General features: G+C 56.1%; 15 protein-coding genes. 6 read left to right on the top strand and 9 right to left on the bottom strand.

The window, feature by feature from the left end:
* Positions 1-4: 4 nt before the first annotated feature.
* Genes AAC637_RS11720 through bchF form a run of 7 tightly spaced genes read right to left on the bottom strand, consistent with a single transcriptional unit; the run spans position 5 to position 9927 of the window.
* The gene (locus AAC637_RS11720) at positions 5-1426 is read right to left on the bottom strand and encodes a PucC family protein (RefSeq protein WP_340303739.1); all 1422 of its coding nucleotides are present in this window, start codon (positions 1424-1426) and stop codon (positions 5-7) included.
* Positions 1423-2115: a magnesium protoporphyrin IX methyltransferase gene (bchM, locus tag AAC637_RS11715; RefSeq protein ID WP_340303738.1), complete on the bottom strand. Its 693-nt coding sequence runs from the start codon at positions 2113-2115 to the stop codon at positions 1423-1425. Before bchM ends, AAC637_RS11720 begins: the two co-directional genes overlap by 4 nt.
* The gene (bchL, locus tag AAC637_RS11710; RefSeq protein ID WP_340303737.1) at positions 2115-3077 is read right to left on the bottom strand and encodes a ferredoxin:protochlorophyllide reductase (ATP-dependent) iron-sulfur ATP-binding protein; all 963 of its coding nucleotides are present in this window, start codon (positions 3075-3077) and stop codon (positions 2115-2117) included. Before bchL ends, bchM begins: the two co-directional genes overlap by 1 nt.
* Positions 3078-3088: 11 nt before the next feature.
* The gene (locus tag AAC637_RS11705; RefSeq protein WP_340303736.1) at positions 3089-6649 is read right to left on the bottom strand and encodes a magnesium chelatase subunit H; all 3561 of its coding nucleotides are present in this window, start codon (positions 6647-6649) and stop codon (positions 3089-3091) included.
* Positions 6639-8171: a ferredoxin:protochlorophyllide reductase (ATP-dependent) subunit B gene (gene bchB, locus AAC637_RS11700; protein WP_340303735.1), complete on the bottom strand. Its 1533-nt coding sequence runs from the start codon at positions 8169-8171 to the stop codon at positions 6639-6641. Before bchB ends, AAC637_RS11705 begins: the two co-directional genes overlap by 11 nt.
* Positions 8168-9451, bottom strand: coding sequence for a ferredoxin:protochlorophyllide reductase (ATP-dependent) subunit N (locus AAC637_RS11695; RefSeq protein WP_340303734.1), 1284 nt, complete (start codon positions 9449-9451; stop codon positions 8168-8170). Before AAC637_RS11695 ends, bchB begins: the two co-directional genes overlap by 4 nt.
* Positions 9448-9927 carry a 2-vinyl bacteriochlorophyllide hydratase gene (gene bchF / locus AAC637_RS11690; protein WP_340303733.1) on the bottom strand — a complete coding sequence of 160 codons (480 nt, stop codon included), beginning with the start codon at positions 9925-9927 and terminating at the stop codon, positions 9448-9450. Before bchF ends, AAC637_RS11695 begins: the two co-directional genes overlap by 4 nt.
* A gap of 412 nt (positions 9928-10339) precedes the next feature.
* Here bchF and AAC637_RS11685 point away from each other — a divergent pair, with 412 nt between their 5' ends.
* The 6 genes from AAC637_RS11685 (at position 10340) to idi (ending at position 16648) form a co-directional block, all read left to right on the top strand.
* A complete protein-coding gene (locus tag AAC637_RS11685; RefSeq protein WP_340303732.1) occupies positions 10340-11158 on the top strand; it encodes a cobalamin B12-binding domain-containing protein in 819 nt (272 codons plus the stop codon).
* Between the two features lie 21 nt (positions 11159-11179).
* The gene (gene ppsR, locus AAC637_RS11680) at positions 11180-12616 is read left to right on the top strand and encodes a transcriptional regulator PpsR (RefSeq protein WP_340303731.1); all 1437 of its coding nucleotides are present in this window, start codon (positions 11180-11182) and stop codon (positions 12614-12616) included.
* Between the two features lie 98 nt (positions 12617-12714).
* A complete protein-coding gene (chlG, locus tag AAC637_RS11675) occupies positions 12715-13629 on the top strand; it encodes a chlorophyll synthase ChlG (protein ID WP_340303730.1) in 915 nt (304 codons plus the stop codon).
* A 4-nt stretch (positions 13630-13633) separates the two neighbouring features.
* A complete protein-coding gene (locus AAC637_RS11670) occupies positions 13634-14926 on the top strand; it encodes a BCD family MFS transporter (RefSeq protein WP_340303729.1) in 1293 nt (430 codons plus the stop codon).
* A 1-nt stretch (position 14927) separates the two neighbouring features.
* Positions 14928-16112: a geranylgeranyl diphosphate reductase gene (locus tag AAC637_RS11665; protein WP_340303728.1), complete on the top strand. Its 1185-nt coding sequence runs from the start codon at positions 14928-14930 to the stop codon at positions 16110-16112.
* Between the two features lie 2 nt (positions 16113-16114).
* Complete coding sequence (idi, locus tag AAC637_RS11660) at positions 16115-16648, top strand: isopentenyl-diphosphate Delta-isomerase (RefSeq protein ID WP_340303727.1); 534 nt, start codon at positions 16115-16117, stop codon at positions 16646-16648.
* Here the strand turns inward: idi and dxs are convergent.
* The gene (dxs, locus tag AAC637_RS11655; RefSeq protein ID WP_340303726.1) at positions 16645-18594 is read right to left on the bottom strand and encodes a 1-deoxy-D-xylulose-5-phosphate synthase; all 1950 of its coding nucleotides are present in this window, start codon (positions 18592-18594) and stop codon (positions 16645-16647) included. The genes idi and dxs overlap by 4 nt on opposite strands.
* 165 nt (positions 18595-18759) lie before the next feature.
* Positions 18760-19860 carry a photosynthetic reaction center cytochrome PufC gene (gene pufC / locus AAC637_RS11650; RefSeq protein ID WP_340303725.1) on the bottom strand — a complete coding sequence of 367 codons (1101 nt, stop codon included), beginning with the start codon at positions 19858-19860 and terminating at the stop codon, positions 18760-18762.

Raw genomic sequence — 19860 nt, 5'->3', positions numbered from 1 at the left:
GCGGTTACGTGGGCAGGTCGGCGAGCCCGATCTTGCCGGCCTCCCCGCGCGAGTATGTGCTTTGCGTCCGCACAAGCGGGCCCAAAGCGACAAGGGTGAAAAACAGAAGCAAAATTTCGAAATGATAGACGACCGAATAGCCCGTGGCGGGGCTATTCAACGCCTCGCCCAAGCCGCCAGAGATGGCGATCTGGTTAATCGTGTCACGCAGGCCGCCCCCGATTGCGATGGACAAACCTGCGGCCGTTGCCTGAGCCGCGCCCCATGCGCCAAGCGCCAAGCCACGACCCGCGCTGCCCTCGGCGGGCATGGTCATTGCGGCGGTGAGCGTTGAAACTGAAAACAAGCCGCCGCCAAAACCAATGAGGCAGGCGCCCAAGAAGAACATAAATTCAGACGCCATCGGATTTGCAAAAATCACAGCGGAAAACGCGGCAAGCCCCGCCAATATCCCGCGCGCACCCATCCGATAGGGGTTTATGCCATCTGACAGCCAACGCGCGGCCAACGCGAAACCAACCAAGGCCCCCGCTGACCATGTCGCGGTCAAAAGCGTTGTTTTCGATACGCTCAACCCAAGGATTTCGCCGCCATAAGGTTCGAGCAAGACATCCTGCATGTTGAAGGCCATAGTGCCAAGGAACACCACAACCAAAAGCCTGCCCGCAGGGCCGCCACGCGCAAAATCGCGCCATGCATCGCCAAAACTTGGCGCAGGCTCTTCCCGCTCTGCCTTGGTCATCGGGCGGACTTTTTCCTGCTTCCAAAGGGCAATCATATTCAGCACCAAGGTCGCAACAGCCGCGCCTTGCACGACACGGATCAGGGTCAAGCCAGAGAAATCGCGCAGCAGCCAGCCAATCACGAGGGCTGAAATCGCCATGCCCACCAAATACATGACATAGAGCAACGCCACGACCCGTGGCCGTGTGTCCTCGGTCGCGCGATCGGCAGCCAAAGCAAGCCCTGCGGTTTGGGTCATATGCATCCCCAACCCCGTCATGACAAAGGCAAGCCCCGCAAGAACCTCACCCGCAAAGGGCACCTCGTGCACAACATCACCACCCAAAACCAACAGGCTTGCGGGCATGATCGCGAGACCACCAAACTGCCAAAGCGTGCCAAACCATAAATAGGGGATCCGCTTCCACCCCAACGCGCTGCGGTGGTGATCCGATTTGTGACCCAAAAAGGCACGAAACGGCGCAATCAACACAGGCAAGGCGACCATGATCGCCACTAATGTTGCGGGCAATGACAGCTCTACGATCATCACGCGGTTCAGCGTGCCCAAAAGCATGACCCCCGCCATCCCAACCGAGATCTGAAACAGGGAAAAGCGTAGCAATTGTGCCAAAGGCAGCGCGTCACTTGCGGCATCTGCAAAGGGCAAGAATTTTGTGGAGATGCGAGACAAGGCGCTCATTTCACATACTCCAAACAAGAGGAGATATAAAATCCGCGCGAGACGCGCGCGACCTCGGAAATTGAGCCTGTTGCCCCTGTTTGTGACGTATGATGACGCAAATATTTTGCCGTGTGCGGGATCATCACAGGCGAGCGATCCGAGCGCGGGAACAATTTTCCCAAACCCCAAAAGGCCATTAGAAACGCTGTGCGCGGCGCAACGGTGAACACCACCTTACCAGAAACGCGCGGACAGAGCTGCGCCAAGGCGCCGCCCAAATCTGGCGCCTCGTAATAGATCATCGAGTCCATCGCGATCACATGATCAAAGCTGCCCAAATCAGGGGACAGCATATCGCCTGCGCGGAACTCGACCTGAGATTGCAAAGTTTCTGGAAGGCGCTTTTTCGCGATTTCAACCAAAGAGGGCGAGATATCAATCGCGACTACATATGCACCCCGCGCAGCCAGTTCAGCGGTCATCTGCCCCGCACCACAGCCCGCATCCAAAATGCGCAATCCCGTCAAATCCTCCGGCAATTGCCCAAGCATTATCGCGCGCATCTGATCACGCCCTTCGCGCACAGTTTGGCGCACGCGCGAGACAGGCGCGTCCGAGGTCAGCCGCTCCCATGTTTTGGTAGCGGTTCTGTCGAAATATTCTTCAACACGGGCGCGGGTCGCGCCATATGTCGGCGTTGCGACCATCAATCAAACCCTAGCAATTCGAAGATACGCCGATCCTCCAAGGGTTCAGGCGCAAGTGGTTCTGTGCCAGCCCAAAGCGTTTCAGCCAAACGGATATATTCTGCACGGCATTGCACGATATCCTCGTCATCGGGCATCTCGAACAATGTCTTTTTCTTGAGGCGGGAACGGCGAATGGCATCCACATCAGGCATATGGCCAATGCGGCGGAACCCCACCTCTGCACAGTAACGATCCACCTCATCGGTGTCGCGCGAGCGGTTCGCGACACACCCCGCAAGGCGGACGTTGTAATTCTTGGATTTGGCCTGCACTGCCGCAATGATGCGGTTCATCGCATATATACTGTCAAAATCATTCGCTGTGACGATCAAGGCACGATCTGCGTGCTGCAAAGGGGCCGCGAAACCGCCGCAGACCACATCGCCCAGAACATCAAACAAGACGACATCCGTATCGTCTAACATGTGGTGCTGTTTCAGCAGTTTCACTGTTTGACCCACAACATAACCGCCGCAGCCCGTGCCAGCGGGAGGGCCGCCCGCCTCGACACACATGACACCATTGTAACCCGTGGTCACGAAATCCTCGGGGCGCAGTTCTTCGGCGTGAAAATCGACATCCTTCAAGATATCAATCACAGTCGGCTGCAAATGCCCCGTCAGGGTAAATGTGCTGTCATGTTTTGGATCACAGCCGATTTGCAAAACACGCTTGCCCAATTTGCTGAACGCAGCAGATAGGTTTGAGGAGGTTGTGGATTTGCCAATCCCACCCTTGCCATAAACCGCAAAGACCTGCGCGCCTTCGATCTTCAGGCTTGCATCCTGATGCACCTGCACAGAGCCATCCCCATCCTCGCCCTTGCGCAAAATTGGGGGGGTGGCCAAGCCCCGCTTGGCCAGTCCTTCGGCCTCTCGCGCGTTCGCGCGGGCGGCTGGGGGATTTTTATGGTCAAGCATTGTGGTCTCTCCTATTCCGCTGCAACATCCAGGCCTTCGAGTCGGTCTTCCAACTCATCGGCACTGGCCTGAAGCGCGGCCAAAGTTTCATCATCGGGCTGCCAGTAATTGCGTTCAAACGCCTCAAGAAGGCGGTTTGCCATCCGCACAGAAGCCTGCGGGTTCAGCGCCGACAAACGCCGCCGCATCTCTTCATCCAGCACAAATGTTTCGGACAGGCGTTGATACACCCAAGGTTCGACCTGTCCTGTGGTCGCCGACCACCCAAGCGTGTTGGTCACTTGCGCTTCAATCTGGCGCACGCCTTCGTGGCCATGTTTCAGCATCCCCTCGAACCATTTCGGGTTCAGACTGCGCGACCGCGTCTCAAGCGCCACTTGGTCTTGCAGGCTGCGCACGATGCCCGCACCGCGGGTTTGATCGCCGATGAACACGGGCGCATCGCAGCCTTTTGCGCGTTTAACAGCACGCGAAATGCCGCCCAAAGTGTCGAAATAGTGATCAACCGTGGTGACGCCCAATTCGACCGATTCAAGGTTCTGATAGGCCAAATCAACATCGCCCAAAGCGGCCTGAAGGAGGCTTGCGTTTTTCTTGGCTTTCCCGTCACGGCCATAGGCAAAACTTTTGCGGGCCTCATAGGCATCGGCCAGTTCGTCCTCTTCACCCCATGCGCCACTATCGACCAAGGCGTTGACATTCGACCCATAGACCCCTTCGGCGTTTGAGAACACGCGCAAGGCAGCGTCTTCGATATCGCAGCCCATTTTCTGCGCATAATCGAGGGCATGGGCGCGAATGAAATTTTCTGCGCAAGGTTCATCCGCCGTTGCGGCCTTGTAGGCCGCCTCTGCCAACATCCGTGTCTGAAGGGGGAGAAGGTCGCGGAAGATACCCGACAGCGTCATCACAACGTCAATGCGCGGACGGCCCAATTCGGCAAGCGGGATCAAATCAGCCCCGCAGAGGCGCCCATATCCATCAAATCGGGGGGCAGCGCCCATGAGCGCCATCGCCTGAGCAATCGGCCCACCATCAGATTTAATGTTATCAGACCCCCAAAGAACAATCGCCACCGAACGGGGTAAATCACCCGCCGCATCGAGCAAACGCTGCGCTTGTTTCGCACCGTCCTGCATCGCAAACGCGGTGGGCATACGGAACGGATCAAAGGCGTGAATATTGCGCCCCGTTGGCAAAACATCAAGGCTGCGGATGAGGTCGCCACCTGCAACAGGCGCGATATAGCGCGCCGATAGGGCGCGCATCAGCGCAGGCAATTCGTGATCCTCTTGCAGCAATTGATCGACCCGAGCCAGCGTTTCAGGGTCTGTTTCGGCCATCACGCGCAAATGTTCCGCCCGCTCCGCATCCCCCATGGGGCGGCCCATAACATGCAAGCCGTCTGGGATCAGCGCCGTTTCCGTTTCAAGCAGGGTCAACCACAGATGATCGGGGTCACTGCCATCCAAATCGACCGCTTCGGCCTGCATCACAATCAGCGCGGCAAGGTCGGCGCGCTCATGCGCATCAGGGGCAAGACTGCGATAGCGCGACAGGCTGTCTTTTAACTCGGACAGGCCCTTATACAGACCCGAAGCCGCCAAAGGTGGGGTCAAATGCGTGACTGTAACGGCATTAGAGCGCCGCTTGGCCAAAGTTGCCTCGGACGGGTTATTTGACGCGTAAAGATAAATATTCGGCACTTCGCCAATTAAACGATCAGGCCAATCACGCGCGCCAAGCCCCGCCTGTTTTCCAGGCATGAACTCAAGCGCGCCATGCATGCCAAAATGCAAAATCGCATCTGTCTTAAACGTGTTGCGCAACCAAAGATAAAATTGCGCAAAGGCATGGGTGGGCGCAAAACCTCTCTCAAACAACAGGCGCATTGGATCACCTTCATAGCCAAAGGTGGGCTGCACACCGACAAAGACATTGCCGAAATGGGCGCCTAAAATGAACACACCGCGACCGTTTGATTGCACCTTACCAGGCGCGGGACCCCACGCCGCTTCAATCGCGGCCAAGGGGGGCGTGTTGCGCAAGATCGTGTCTGCATCAACAATATCGGCTACATTGGCCTCTTGCCCATATTGCGCCGCGTTGCCCTTAAGAACCGCGGCGCGCAGATCATCGACCGAAGCGGGCAGGTCGACCTGATAGCCTTCGGATTTCAGGGTCGAAAGCGTGTTATAGAGACTTTCAAAGACACTGAGATAGGCCGCGGTTCCCACAGCGCCCGCGTTGGGCGGAAAACCAAAGAGAACAACCGAAATCCGTTTGTCGCGGTTCGCCTTACGCCGCAAAACCGCCAGACGTGCAGTTTTTTCAACCAATGACGCGATACGCTCATGGCACGGGGCCATCGCCTTTTGACAGGCACTGGCTTGGCACATATGGCTGCACCCTTGGCAGCCTTCCGCACCATGGCGACCACCAAAAACAGTGGGATTTGTCGCGCCATCAATCTCGGGCAGCGCAACCAGCATCGTAGTCTCAACTGGGCCAAGCCCACCACCTGATGCGGCCCATTGGCCCAAAGTCTGAAATTCAATCGGATGCGCCGCGATATAGGGCAGATCGAGATCGCGCAGCACCTCAACCGCCGCCGCGCTGTCATTATAGGCGGGGCCACCAATGAGGCTAAAGCCCGTCAACGACACCATCGCATCAACGCGGTCATTCGTGAAATACTCGGAAATTGCAGGACGGCCATCCAACCCACCCGCAAAGGCGGGAACCACGGCCAAACCTGCGGCCTGCATTTGACGGATCACGCCATCATAGTGGGCGGTGTCAGACGCCAGAATGTAAGAGCGCATCATCAACAAGCCGACTGTCGCAATCGGATTTTCAGGCTGGGGCAAATCAGCAAGATCGGTGGTGATGCCATTATGCGGCAAGTCAGGGTGATAGAGCCCAAGTTCTGGGTAATCAATCGGCGCTTCAGCCTCTGCACCATGAAGATCAGATTGGCTGGAATAGCGACCCACCAAGAAGCGGATCATTTGCTCGACATTATCATCCGAGCCACCCAACCAATATTGCATCGTCAAAAACCATGCGCGCAAATCCTGCGCCTTGCCGGGAATAAAGCGCAGAATTTTTGGCAATCGGCGCAACATGGTCATCTGCTTATGCCCAGAATTCGCGTTTGGTTTGGATGAACCACGCAGCTTTTTCAAAAGCTTCATCGCGCCTGAGGCGGGCTTGAGCATATCCAACTCGCCCATACGGGTCAGCGATACGACCTCTTTAGCCGAGATCACCCCAATCATCGCATCACAGGCATCACGGCGGGCCTGCAAGTCGGGCAAGATTGCGGTGATATGTTCCTCAATGAACAAAAGATTGGCGACAATGATATCGCCATGGCGCACAGCCAAACGCGCCTCTTCCAATGCGGCGGGGTTTTCAGCCCATTCGGCACTGGCATGGACGGAGACAGACAGCCCTGGAAACTCGCCCGACAACCGTTCGCTGGCGCGGGCGGCAGGGCCTGCCGCGTGGCTATCCAACGTGACAATGACCACGCGATAGCCGGGGATATGATCGCCATCACCGCGCATAATGGGCCTTCGCCTCATAAAGCGTATCTACGCTGATCTCAGACATGCCGCGCTCGGCTGCGAATTTTTCGGTATTCCGCTTGGCCTTACCCCGCACAAAGAACGGGATTTTCTTCAATTCTTTTTCCGCACAAGCGAGCCAAACCATGACATCGGAACCCGTGTCTTGTGCGCGCTCGTGAACCTCGGGCGTAGGGGCAGTGGCGGCCACAGCCTTACCCCCGTGGTGACTGGCGCCTGCGTCATCATGGAATTCGAAATCCTCGCGAAACATGGTCAGCAAATGTTCCTCAAGACCCATCACAAGCGGGTGGATCCATGTATCGAAAATGACATTTGCGCCTTCCCATCCCATCTGGGGCGAATAGCGGGCAGGGAAATCTTGCACATGAACCGGGGCCGAGATCACGGCGCAGGGAATACCCAAACGTTTGCCGATATGGCGCTCCATCTGCGTGCCAAGGATCATCTCGGGCGCGGCTTCTTCAATGGCTTGCTCAACGGCCAGATAATCGTCACTGATCAGGGCCTCTAGACCAAACTCTTTGGCCAAGGCACGGATGGCGCGGGCAAATTCGCGATTGTAGCAGCCAAGCCCAACCACCTCGAACCCCATCTCATCACGGGCGATGCGGGCGGCGGCGTGCACATGGGTCGCATCCCCGAATAGAAACACGCGCTTGCCCGTCAGATAGGTGCTGTCGACTGACTTGCTCCACCAAGGTTGGCGCAGGCGGGTTGTGTCGATTTTTGGCTCTACACCGCAGATTTGGGCCAGTTCATTCACGAAATCATGGGTCGCGCCTACGCCAATCGGCACAGTTTTTGTGTAAGGTTGATCGCAGACCCGCTCAAGATGCCGTGCCGCAGCCTCAGCATGTTCTGGATACATCAGGATATTGGCATGGGCCGCGCCCAATCGCGCGATATCCTCAGGCGTTGCACCAAATGGGGCAACAACATTCATGGCAATGCCCATTTGTGCCAGAAGATGTTTGATTTCTTCAATATCGTCTCGATGCCGAAACCCAAGCGCTAAGGGGCCAAGAAGATTGACCGAAACCTCTGCACTGCGCGGCATGGGTTTGGCCAAGGCTTTTACGATTTGAAAGAACGTCTCATCGGTGCCGAAGTTTTCTTTGCGCTGATAAGACGGCAGTTCCAATGGGATCACAGGGATGGGCAGACCCATGGTTTCCGCCAAACCGCCGGGATCATCTTGGATCAATTCCGCGGTGCAAGAGGCCCCCACAATCATGGCTTTAGGCACAAACCGCTCATAGGCCGCGCGGCAGGTATCGCGGAAGATACCCGCGGTATCTGCGCCCAAGTCGCGCCCCTCAAATGTTGTATATGTGACAGGCGGGCGGTGGTCGCGCCGCTCAATCATCGTGAATAACAAATCCGCATAGGTATCACCTTGCGGCGCGTGCAGCACATAATGCAGACCGCGCATCGCGGTCGCGACACGCATGGCACCAACATGGGGTGGGCCTTCATATGTCCAGACGGTCAATTTCATCGCGCGGCCCCCTGCTCGAGGATCGCGCGACGGCGCAAGGGGCGTGAAAAGAGCCCTGCCAAATCCCCCGCCTGTTCGTAGAAATGGACGGGGGTAAAGACCAGCTCAATCGCCCATTTTGTGCTCAGACCTTCGGCCTCAAGGGGATTTGCCAAACCCAGACCGCAAACCGTCAAATCGGGTCGCGCAGCGCGCACGCGGTCAAGTTGGACATCAACATCCTGCCCTTCTGAAATGCGCGGCCCCTCAGGGATCAACGCCAAATCAGGGCCAACCAAGCCACGATGGATATAGGGTGCGCCGATCTCAACGGCCTCCATTCCACATTCACGGGTCAAGAAGCGCGCGAGTGGGATTTCCAACTGGCTGTCGGGCATGAAGAACACGGATTTCCCACGCAAAGCCGCGCTTGCATTCTCAATGGCCTTGCGGGCGCGCGCGCGGGGGGCATCCGTAACACGGGCAAATGTGGCATCATCTACGCCAAATTCATCGGCTATGGCGCGCAGCCATAGGGTTGTGCCCTCCTCCCCAAAGGGAAACGGCGCCGTAATCCGCCGCGCGCCGCGCCGCTCAAGTGCGGCTGTCGTGTCACCCAAAAACGGTTGGAGGCAAGCAAAGACGGTATTTTCACCAATCGCGGGCGCACCCTCAGCGCGCGAGGACGGCAAAACACGGATCGGGCCAATGCCCATCTCCGATAAAAGCGTGATGGCCTGATCTTCGACCACATCGGGCAAGGCGCCAACCAAGACCAATTCCCGCGCTTGGCTATCCTTCAGAACAGGCACCATCGCGGCAAGGCATGCATCCTCGCCTTGGGTAAATGTGGTTTCAATCCCACTGCCCGAATAATTCAGCACCCGCACATGGGGGGCGTGGGCGGTCGTCAGACGCTCGGCCGCGCGGGCGAGATCCAACTTGATCACCTCAGAAGGACAAGATCCCACAAGGAAAAGCTGCTTGATATCAGGACGGCGCGATAACAGCCGTGCAACCTCGCGATCCAATTCGTCATTGGCATCTGCCATACCCGCCAAATCGGTTTCTTCGAGGATTGCTGTGCCAAAACGGGGTTCGGCAAAAATCATCACACCCGCGGCAGATTGCAAAAGATGCGCGCAGGTGCGGCTGCCGACAACAAGGAAAAACGCATCCTGCATTTTACGGTGAAGCCAGATGATGCCCGTGAGGCCGCAGAATACCTCGCGCTGTCCGCGCTCTTTTAGAACGGGCGCATCGGCGCAGCTTTGGGCCTTGATTGGTGCAGGGGTGTTCATCTGTCCCCCTCCAGCCGTGCTTGGCGCAGCTTATAGAGGAACTGCGCCGCGTTGATTACATAGGCCGCGTAGGCCGCGAGCGCGATCCACATTTGCTGAACCGCAGGCACCCCTTGGATCAAAGCCGCCACATAGGCTAAATGCAATGCGATCACGAGAAAGCTGACCACATCCTCCCAAAAGAATGCGGGGGCGAAAAGATATTGGCCAAACACCACTTTTTCCCAAATCGCGCCTGTCACCATGATGGTCAAAAGCACCGCCGTTTTGGCAATGATGGAATATGTGGCGAGGTCATAGCCCGCGCCAGTGATCAAGAATCGTCCGACCAGCGCAAGCGATACAAGAAAAACAACAAACTGAATCGGCGCAAGAATCCCCTGAACCAATGTCCAGATGGTTGCGTCACGCCTTGCGCGCTCATCCACGCTGTAAAGCTTGCGTGACGGGCTTGCTGTCAGACTATCCGATGGCATTTGTCTTTGATTCCAGTCTGTCAATTAAGGAAAGGCTAGCCCTCAAAGGGGTAAAGTGTCAATTAAAACTTACAGTCTTGAACTTGACAGTCGCCAGTTTTGCAAGGGCAATGGCCCTGTGACACGAGCGCTAATTTCCCAATATTTTTTGCATCCAAGGCGCCCATCGGCGCTTTGGCGCTTGTTGACGCAAGGGAATTGTCAATTTTCTTTGACAGATGCGGTCGTTTGCGAGACACTTGCCGGAGAAACAACTGCCCTTGAGACAGGGCAGCGGTTGTGCAACACACGCGGCAGACAGATGACGGGCCGCGACTATAGCGGCCAATACAAGGAAAAAGATCGCCCCGATCTTTTAACACAGGCCAGTAAGACTGCCTTCTCTTCAGTCTTGTTGGTGGTGAGGAGCCGAATGACCCAAGACGGTGACGCTACGTCCCGCAAAGGGACGGAAAAACGCACGGCAGAAATTACTTCGCTGGCCAAGGCCGCGATTTCTGTTTTGGCGCGTCAATCAGCACCCACCCCCAAGGGCCTCGCGCGCCGCCTTGAAACCTTATCAGAGGCATTCATCTCGCCCGAAGAGGCGCATCGTCACGATGCCCTCACCAAGCTGGCCCACGAAGGTGTCAGCATCGAGGATACCATTGACTATGTCATTCCCGCGACCGCCCGTTTGATGGGGTTCCGATGGGCCAATGACAGTTTGAGCTTTGCCGAGGTTTCCATCGGCTCGGCCCGATTGCAGGAAACAGTGCGTGGACTGACCACGCAGCAACGCCGCGAAATTGTCAAAAACCGCGGCACGATTCTATTGGTTGTTCCGTATCCTGAGCATCATACGCTCGGTGTATTTGTTGTTGCCGATCAGCTTAGACGGCGTGGTTACGATGTTCATATTTCCGTGTCTCAACACGCACGGCAGGTTGCCGAGCGGGTGAAGCGTTTTAAATATGACATGATAGGTGTCACGGCGGCTGGACGCAGAACGCTTGCATCCGTAAGGGATTTGGTGGAAATAATAAAGCAGAGCGTTCCTCGTATAACGCCCGTCATCGTGGGGGGGTCTATTATTGACTCTGGCCTCGATACGGTCGGCATCACAGGGGCGGACTTCGCGACCGCTGATATCGAAGCTGCGCTTGAATTTTGTGGGCTAACAAAAACAGACGTTGGGCCCGCCGAAGCGTTGCAAGGCACTGAACGAAACGATGCGACCGAGAACAGGTAACGGAAACGGACGGAACGTCGTATGAACACGCGCGGCACAGATTTTTGGGATCAGCCCGCAGGCTCGCCTATCGCGCCTGAGCATTTTAACGATATTGTTGCGACTGCGGCGGATTTAGCGATTGTGCTAGACACATCTGGTCTTGTGCGTTCGGTTATCACCAATCCCCTGAACCCCAGTTTGGGCCGTCTCGACCATTGGAAAGACCGCGATATTCGCGAATTCATGGCCGAAGATTCGCTATCCAAACTAGAGGCACAGCTCGAGGCCTATCGGGGCGGCAAGAAAAACAAAGTCGAAGCGATTGAGGTCAATCACTACGACAATGCCAGTTGGGAATTCCCAATTCGCTACACGCTCCACAAAACGGGGCGGGATGATATTATTCTCATGCTTGGCCGCGATCTGCGCCCAATTGCAGAATTGCAGCACCGCTTGGTCAAAGCACAGCTTGCCCTTGAAAAAGATTACGAAACCCACCGCGATTACGAAACACGCTACCGCGTGATCATGGAAGCCGCGCGCGATGCGCTTATTTTGGTGGATGTGAATTCTGGTCGGATCACCGATCTTAACACCGCCGCCGCGCAGGCGCTGGGTGGCACAGCTGATAGTCTAACTGGCGCCACCTTTGCCACTGAATTTGAAGGCAAACGGCGGGTTGAATTCATCGAAACCTTGGTGGCGCGCGCAGGTGACAGCATCGGTGGGCCGATGATTGTCACGACCAAGCGACAGAATAAATCTGTATCGCTTTATCCATCGCTGTTCCGTGCTGCGGGCGACAATACATTGCTCTGTCGGATTGAAGTTGATGGCACCTCTGAGGTGATCGCTGCCGAGCTGTCTGAGGCGATGGCAATCCTCTATCAACATGGTGCAGATGCGATTGTCTTTACAGATAACCACGGCACCATAAAATCTGCGAATGACGCGTTCCTTGGCCTCTGCGATACAGCGCGGCTGAGCGATATTCGCGGAAAATCCCTCAGTGAGTTTTTGATCCGTGGCAGCGTTGACATGAAAGTGTTGATCGACAACGCCTCGCGCGCGGGGAAAATGCGAGTTTATTCCACGCGGCTTGAGGGCAGCTATGGCTCAGAGCTTTCGGTCGAGATTTCTGCAACCCACATGATGGGTCAATCCATGGGCGGTTTTGCCTTTGTGATCCGTGACACATCTCGAATGGAAGTTGTGCGCGAGCCAAGCTCACCGCTTCCTGCAGGCGCGCCTGTAGGTGATGATGCGATGCGCAATGTGATGGACTTGGTGGGCTCCGCACCCCTCAAAGAAATTGTCGCAGCAACCACCGATGTGGTTGAGAAGATGTGCATCGAAACCGCCGTAGAATTGACGGATAACAACCGCGTTGCAGCCGCCGAGATGTTAGGCCTGTCGCGTCAGTCACTCTATGTGAAACTGCGCAAATACGGGCTTTTGAACAAGAACAGCCAGTAAATCCCCCCTTAAAACTTGGGCATAGCGCGTCTTTTGGCGCGTGCGTCAAGTATAGTTTACACTTGCCGAGTCGCTTACTGTCAGTGTAACTTGACAGTATGAGCGTAACGACCGACACGCATACCCGCCAGACCCCGCGTGCCTTTCCTGAACCACGCGCCGTCTTGACGCTCCTTAAACCCATTACATGGTTTCCCCCAATGTGGGCTTATCTTTGCGGCGCAACTTCTACAGGAGCGGCAACTTCAGGCCATTGGTTGGGCTTGGCTTTGGGTATTATCTTGGCGGGGCCGATTGTCTGCGGGATGAGCCAAGCAGCCAATGATTGGTGCGACCGACATGTGGACGCGATCAACGAACCCTATCGCCCCATCCCTTCGGGGCGCATCCCTGGGAAATGGGGATTGTGGATTGCAATTTTCATGTCAGGCGCCGCCGCCATCATCGGGCTTGCGCTTGGCCCTTGGGGATTTGGCGCAACGCTTGTGGCGATCGCCGCTGCTTGGGCCTACTCCGCCGAGCCTGTGCGCCTGAAAAGATCTGGCATTTTGGGGCCTGGATTGGTTGGTCTGTCCTATGAAAGCTTGCCTTGGTTCACGGGCGCTGCGGTTTTATCGGCAGGTGCGCCGTCTTGGCCCATCGTGATAACGGCGCTTCTATACGGGATTGGCGCGCATGGGATCATGACGCTCAACGATTTTAAGGCCTTGGAAGGCGACCGCCAAATGGGCGTGAATTCGCTGCCCGTAACCCTTGGCCCACGCCGCGCCGCATTGGTGGCGGCATGGGTGATGGCCATTCCCCAACTCATCGTCATTCTTTTGATGTTCCACTGGGACAGGCCTTGGTTCGGCTTTTTCATAACGGCCTCGCTGTTGGCGCAAATCGCCGCGATGCAGGTTTTGATGCAAAACCCAAAAGAACGCGCGCCTTGGTATAATGCCACAGGCGTCTCGCTTTATGTCTCTGGCATGATGATCGCGGCCTTTGGCCTGCGCGGCTTGGGGGGATAGCGGCATGAGCCTGACATGGGTGCAGATTATTCGCGTTGGATTTATTCAGCTGTGCCTTGGCGCGATTGTGGTTTTAACAACCTCGACCCTAAACCGCCTAATGGTTGTGGAATTGGCCCTGCCTGCGATCCTGCCTGGCCTCTTGGTTGGACTGCATTACGCCATTCAAATCACTCGACCCCAATGGGGTTATCGCTCGGATACAGGCCGTTCGCGTAGCCGTTGGATCATCGGGGGCATGGCTATTTTGGCGAGTGGCGCAGTTTTGGCGGCTTATGCGCTGTCGCTTTTTGCAAGCCATTACATGCTCGGCCTATCCGTCTCCATCTTGGCCTATGTGATGATCGGTGTTGGGGTTGGGGCATCTGGCACATCACTTTTGGCGCTTTTGGCAACCGCAACCGACCCTGTACGCCGTCCTGCTGCGGCCACCATCACATGGCTTTTGATGATATTCGGCATTGCCGTAACCGCTGGAGTCGCTGGTCAATTCCTCGACCCCTATAGCCATGCGCGACTGATGGCTGTGGTCAGCGTGGTGTCATTTGGCGCGGTGGGTCTGACGATTTTGTCGATCTGGGGCATTGAAGCCACGGTCACCGCCCGCGCTGAGGAACAATCCGCACCCTTTTTGGAGGGCTTGCGCGAAATTTGGGCCGAGCGCAAAGCGCGCCATTTCACGATCTTCGTGTTCCTCAGCATGTCTGCCTATTTCATGCAGGAATTGATCCTAGAACCCTATTCGGGCCTCGTGTTTCACTTCACCCCAGGTCAATCAACCTCCCTCTCTGGCGCACAAAATGGTGGCGTGTTTTTGGGTATGGTCTTAGTGGGCGTTGCGGGAACCGCGCTGCGCCTTGGCAGCCTCCGCCAATGGGTGGTGGGTGGGTGTTTAGGGTCTGCTGCCGCGCTCCTCGTGATTGCATGGCTTGGTCAAATCGGGCCAAGCGCACCGCTTTTGCCCGCTGTGGTGGCCATGGGGTTTTTCAACGGCGTTTTCGCTGTTGCGGCCATCGGATCTATGATGGCGCTTGCAGGCGAAGGCCGCACCGCCCGCGAAGGCACAAGAATGGGCCTTTGGGGGGCAGCCCAAGCAATTGCCGCAGGGTTTGGTGGTCTGATCGGCGCCGCCCTTGTTGATCTGGCGCGCCCTGTGATGGGCGATGCCGATGGGTTTGCTACCGTGTTTTTATTCGAGGCCGCGCTTTATATCGCATCCGCCCTTATGGCGGCACGCGTGATTGCAGGGCCCGCGCAACCAAGACTTTCCACGCCCCTTTCAGTGCCAGGAGAATAGAATGGATTATGATGTTGTAGTCGTAGGGGGTGGCCCATCAGGGGCGACCGCCGCACATGATCTGGCGCTGTCTGGCCATCGTGTTGCTTTGTTGGATCGTGCGGGACGGATCAAGCCCTGCGGCGGCGCAATCCCACCCCGCTTAATCGCTGATTTCGACATTCCAGACGCGCAGATCGTTGCAAAGATCACAACGGCGCGGATGATCTCACCAACAGGGCGCAAAGTGGATATCCCGATTGAAAACGGCTTTGTCGGCATGGTGGATCGGGAAAATTTCGATGAATTCCTGCGTGTCCGCGCTGCCGATGCAGGGGCTGAGCGTTTCACAGGCACCTACACAAAGATTGAACGCGATGCACAAGGCACACATGTCATCTATCGCGACAAAGAAACAGGCGACACCCGCCGTTTGACCTGTGCGGTGGTCATTGGGGCGGATGGCGCGCGCTCGAACGTGGCGCGGGACGAGGTCAAGGGCGGTGATCGCATTCCTTACGTCATTGCCTATCACGAAATTGTCGAGGCCCCCGAAGGCGGCACCGATGCTTATGACCCGGATCGTTGTGATGTGGTCTATGACGGACGGATCAGCCCTGACTTCTATGGTTGGGTTTTCCCACATGGGAAATCCGCATCCATTGGTATGGGGTCGATGGATAAAGAGGTTGATTTGAAAAAAGCCACCGCTGATTTGCGCGCGTTTTCACATCTGGCCAATTGTAAAACCATTCGCCGCGAGGGGGCGCCTATTCCCCTCAAACCGCTTGACCGTTGGGACAATGGGCGCGATGTCGTGCTTGCGGGCGATGCAGCAGGGGTGGTTGCCCCCTCTTCGGGCGAGGGAATTTATTATGCCATGGTGGGTGGCCGTGTGGCGGCCACAGCCGCCGCAGCAAAGCTGCAATCAGGCCGTATCAAAGACCTAGATCTGGCGCGGCGGTTGTTCATGCGCGAACATAAGGGCGTGTTCAAAGTTTTGGGTGCGATGCAAAACGCCTATTACCGATCCGATGAGCGGCGTGAGCGGTTTGTCAGCCTGTGTCACGATATTGATGTGCAGCGCCTGACCTTCGAGGCCTATATGAACAAGAAACTGGTCAAAGCGCGGCCTTTGGCGCATATCAAGATCGGTGTTAAAAATCTGGCCCATTTGACGGGTTTAATTTCTGCGACACGTGTGTAGCGATGGATGATGTAATGATCCCTGCATGGATCGGGGATGAGCTAAAACCCGTAGACAAGCTGTTGGCGCATCAGTGCGGACTGCGTCATAAGGCGATTTCCGTCTTTCTGATGCGCGGGACAAAGGTATTGATGCAGCGGCGCGCCTTGTCCAAATACCATACACCTGGACTTTGGACGAACACCTGCTGCACCCACCCACATTGGAACGAAGATGCACTTAGCTGTGCGCAACGCCGATTGGGCGAGGAACTGGGCCTACCCATCATCGCGTTGGAAAAACGCGATCGCGTGGAATACCGCGCGGATGTTGGCGGCGGGCTCATCGAGCATGAACTTGTCGATATATTTGTCGGCGCGTTGCCCCCTCAGATTGAGCCAACACCCAATCCCGATGAGGTGGTCGATATTGCTTGGATGGATCTCGATGGTCTATCCGCCCGCGTCAAAGCAGCGCCGCAGAGCTTTACCCCTTGGCTCAGGATCTATCTTGAGGAACACGCGGCAAAGATTTTTGGCGCTGACGCAAAGGTCTAGCGTTTCAGTTTTGCGACTTTGCTGTCTTGCTCAAAATTCGGCGCGGCGATGCCAAGCGCGGCCAAGCCTGCGCGCATAATATCATCAGCCGCCAATCCCGCATCGCGATACATCGCCTTGGGGCTTGCATGTTCAATGAACCGATCAGGCAAATGCATGGTGCGGATAGACACGCCACCATCCAAGCGCCCTGTGGCGGCAAGATGATGTAAAACTATGGCACCAAACCCAAGTGCAGAGCCTTGTTCGACTGTGACAATAGCCTTGTGATTGGCGACCAGATCATTGACCAAATCTGTATCCAGCGGCTTGGCAAATCTTGCATCCGCGATGGTGACAGAGATACCGCGCGCGGCCAAGGCGGCGGCAGCTTCCTGCACTTCGGACAAATGCGCCCCAAGGCTGAGGAGGGCAATATCACTGCCTTCTTGCAGAATGCGGCCCTTACCAATTTCCAATATCTGCCCGTTTTCAGGCATGGCAACGCCAGTGCCCTCGCCGCGCGGATAGCGCAGCGCAATTGGCCCATCGTTATAAGCCACAGCGGTCGCGATCATATCGACCAGTTCTGCCTCATCCGCGCAAGCCATCACCACCATATTGGGCAGCGCCGCGAGATAATTTATATCAAATGCGCCCGCATGTGTCGGGCCATCGGCGCCCACCAATCCTGCGCGATCAATCATAAAGCGCACGGGCAAATTTTGCAGCGCCACATCATGCACGATCTGATCATAACCGCGCTGAAGGAAGCTGGAATAAATCGCACAAAATGGCTTCAGGCCACCTGCAGCCAGTGCGGCGGAAAATGTCACCGCATGTTGTTCAGCAATACCCACATCGAAAATACGATGGGGCATGGCCTGCTGCATCACGTTCAGACCCGTGCCGCCTGGCATGGCGGCTGTGACACCCACAACTTTTGGGTCATTTTGCGCCTCAGCCAAAAGACGTTTGCCAAACACGCCCGTGTAACTGGGCGCGTTCGCAGTAGCCTTTTGTTGAACACCGGTTTTCGGATCAAACTTCGCCACACCATGATAACAATCGTCCGCCATTTCGGCAGGCGCATATCCTTTGCCCTTTACTGTCACCGCGTGGATCAAAACAGGACCTGTTGCATGGGTTTTCGTATGGCGCAGCGTCTCAAGGAGCGCGCCCATATCATGACCATCAATCGGTCCGATATAGTCGAAACCTAGATGCTCAAACAGGTTTTCCTCATGCGGCAAGTCGCCAATTTGCGCTTTTACCAACTCTCGCGCGCGGGTTGCGCCCGCACGAAATGGCTCGGGCAAGAGGGGCACCATACCATCGGCAATATCCTTTAATGCCGAAAGCGGCGAATGTTTCGCCAAATCTTGCAGATAGCGGGACATGGCCCCAACTGGAGGCGCAATGCTCATATCATTGTCATTCAAGATCACGAACAAGCGCCGCCCTAAATCGCCCGCGTTGTTCATGGCTTCATAGGCCATGCCTGCTGAGATCGAACCATCCCCGATAACGGCAATCGCATCACCAGTGGCCTCACCCAATTCACGCGCCATGGCAAAGCCCAGCGCCGCCGAAATTGAGGTTGAACTATGCGCCGCACCAAACGGGTCAAAAGCCGATTCACTACGTTTTGTAAAACCTGACAAACCGCCCTCTTGACGCAAGGTGCGGATGCGATCACGCCGACCTGTCAGGATTTTATGCGGATAACATTGATGCCCGACATCCCAGATCAGCTTGTCATAGGGGGTGTTGAACACGGCATGGATTGCCACGGTCATCTCTACGACACCAAGGCTTGATCCCAGATGGCCGCCCGTTTCCGACACAGCGGAGATCGTTTCGGCCCGCAACTCATCCGCGAGGCGAGCCAATTCGTCATCACTCATGCGGCGCAAATCTGCGGGGCTATGAATGCGGTTAAGAAGCTCGGTCGTTGGTCGTGTCATCTTTCCAGCCCTCCCAAGCCAGAAAAAACCACGGGTGGGGAAACCCCAAACCCGTGGCAAGGCGCACCTACGAAGGGACGATAGGTGAGTTCTGATGGTCTGATCTGTTCCGCGATATAGGGTCTATACCGCAGAACAGGGTTTTATTTTGGCCGCAGCCAAACATCACTGAAAGGCCGAATAGTCAGGCTCGCCTGATGTTGTGGCAAGCTCAGGCCAATTCGCGATCACGTTCAAGCCACGCAGTGGACGCTGCTGCCCTTGGTGACAGGTGCGACAGGCCAGTTTAGGCACATCACCATGTACAGGCCCAAGTCGTTCTGCAGGCAGAACATCGGCCAATGGCAGGACGTAAAGGTCAAGCGCCTCTTGCACCATCTGAATGCCAAGCGTTGCGGTCGCCCATTGTGGGGTGACCTGTGCCGCATCGTAAAAGGCCCGCGTGTTGTGACAGAAGGTGCAGTTCACGCCCAAAGAATTCGCAATATAATTCATGAAGGCATAAGTGCGTTCTGCATGTTGAATCAGCGGATCTCCTTCCATCTGCTGCACGCGCGAAGCTAGATCATGCACACCGATGCGGTTATACTGGCCATCTTCGTTCAAGAGCAGGTAGGTTTCCAGATAATCCGAGGGCAATGATGTCGAGTTTGACACCATCGTCACGCGGTTCTGGTTTGCTGACCAACCGCCTGCGTTTTCATTCACAGGCGACACTTCGAACCAGATATTATTTGGCACGGGCTGACCACGGTGACAGGTGTAGCAGGTGACACCCACTTCCGCATTGGCGTTAACGTGACCCCCCCAGAATTCATTAATATTCTGGGTCATCTCGATCATGTTCCGCGCCACCACGGTTTGGTAGTTTTCCTCGCCTGCAAAGAGGTCGGGGATGCCTGTCCAAATACGCATTGCCTCGACCAATCGATCATAATTCTCAGGTGTCAAATAACCCAAGGTTGGCTCTGCATCTGCACGCACGATACGGATCGGACGCGCATTGGCTTCGGGAACAATTGGCTCGGTGGTGTAGAAATTATCCGCGTCAGGATAAGAGGCCGCCAAGTCAGCTTGGAATTCAGGCACACCCATCCCTGTCCCGCGCGGGCCAGTTTGCAGCGTGTCTGTTTTGAACGGCTGACCGAAATTCACCAGCATTGCTGCTACAAAGACCGCAGCTCCGGCCGCACCAACTAAAATGGCAGGGCCAAATACATTAGTTGGATTTTTCTCGTTCCATTCGTTGAACCATTTAGGCAACAT

It is taken from the genome of Roseobacter sp. HKCCD7870 (assembly GCF_037830315.1).
GTDB lineage: Bacteria > Pseudomonadota > Alphaproteobacteria > Rhodobacterales > Rhodobacteraceae > M30B80.
The sequence above is the reverse complement of the archived record's forward strand: the minus strand, read 5'-3'. Positions and strand labels throughout refer to the sequence as shown.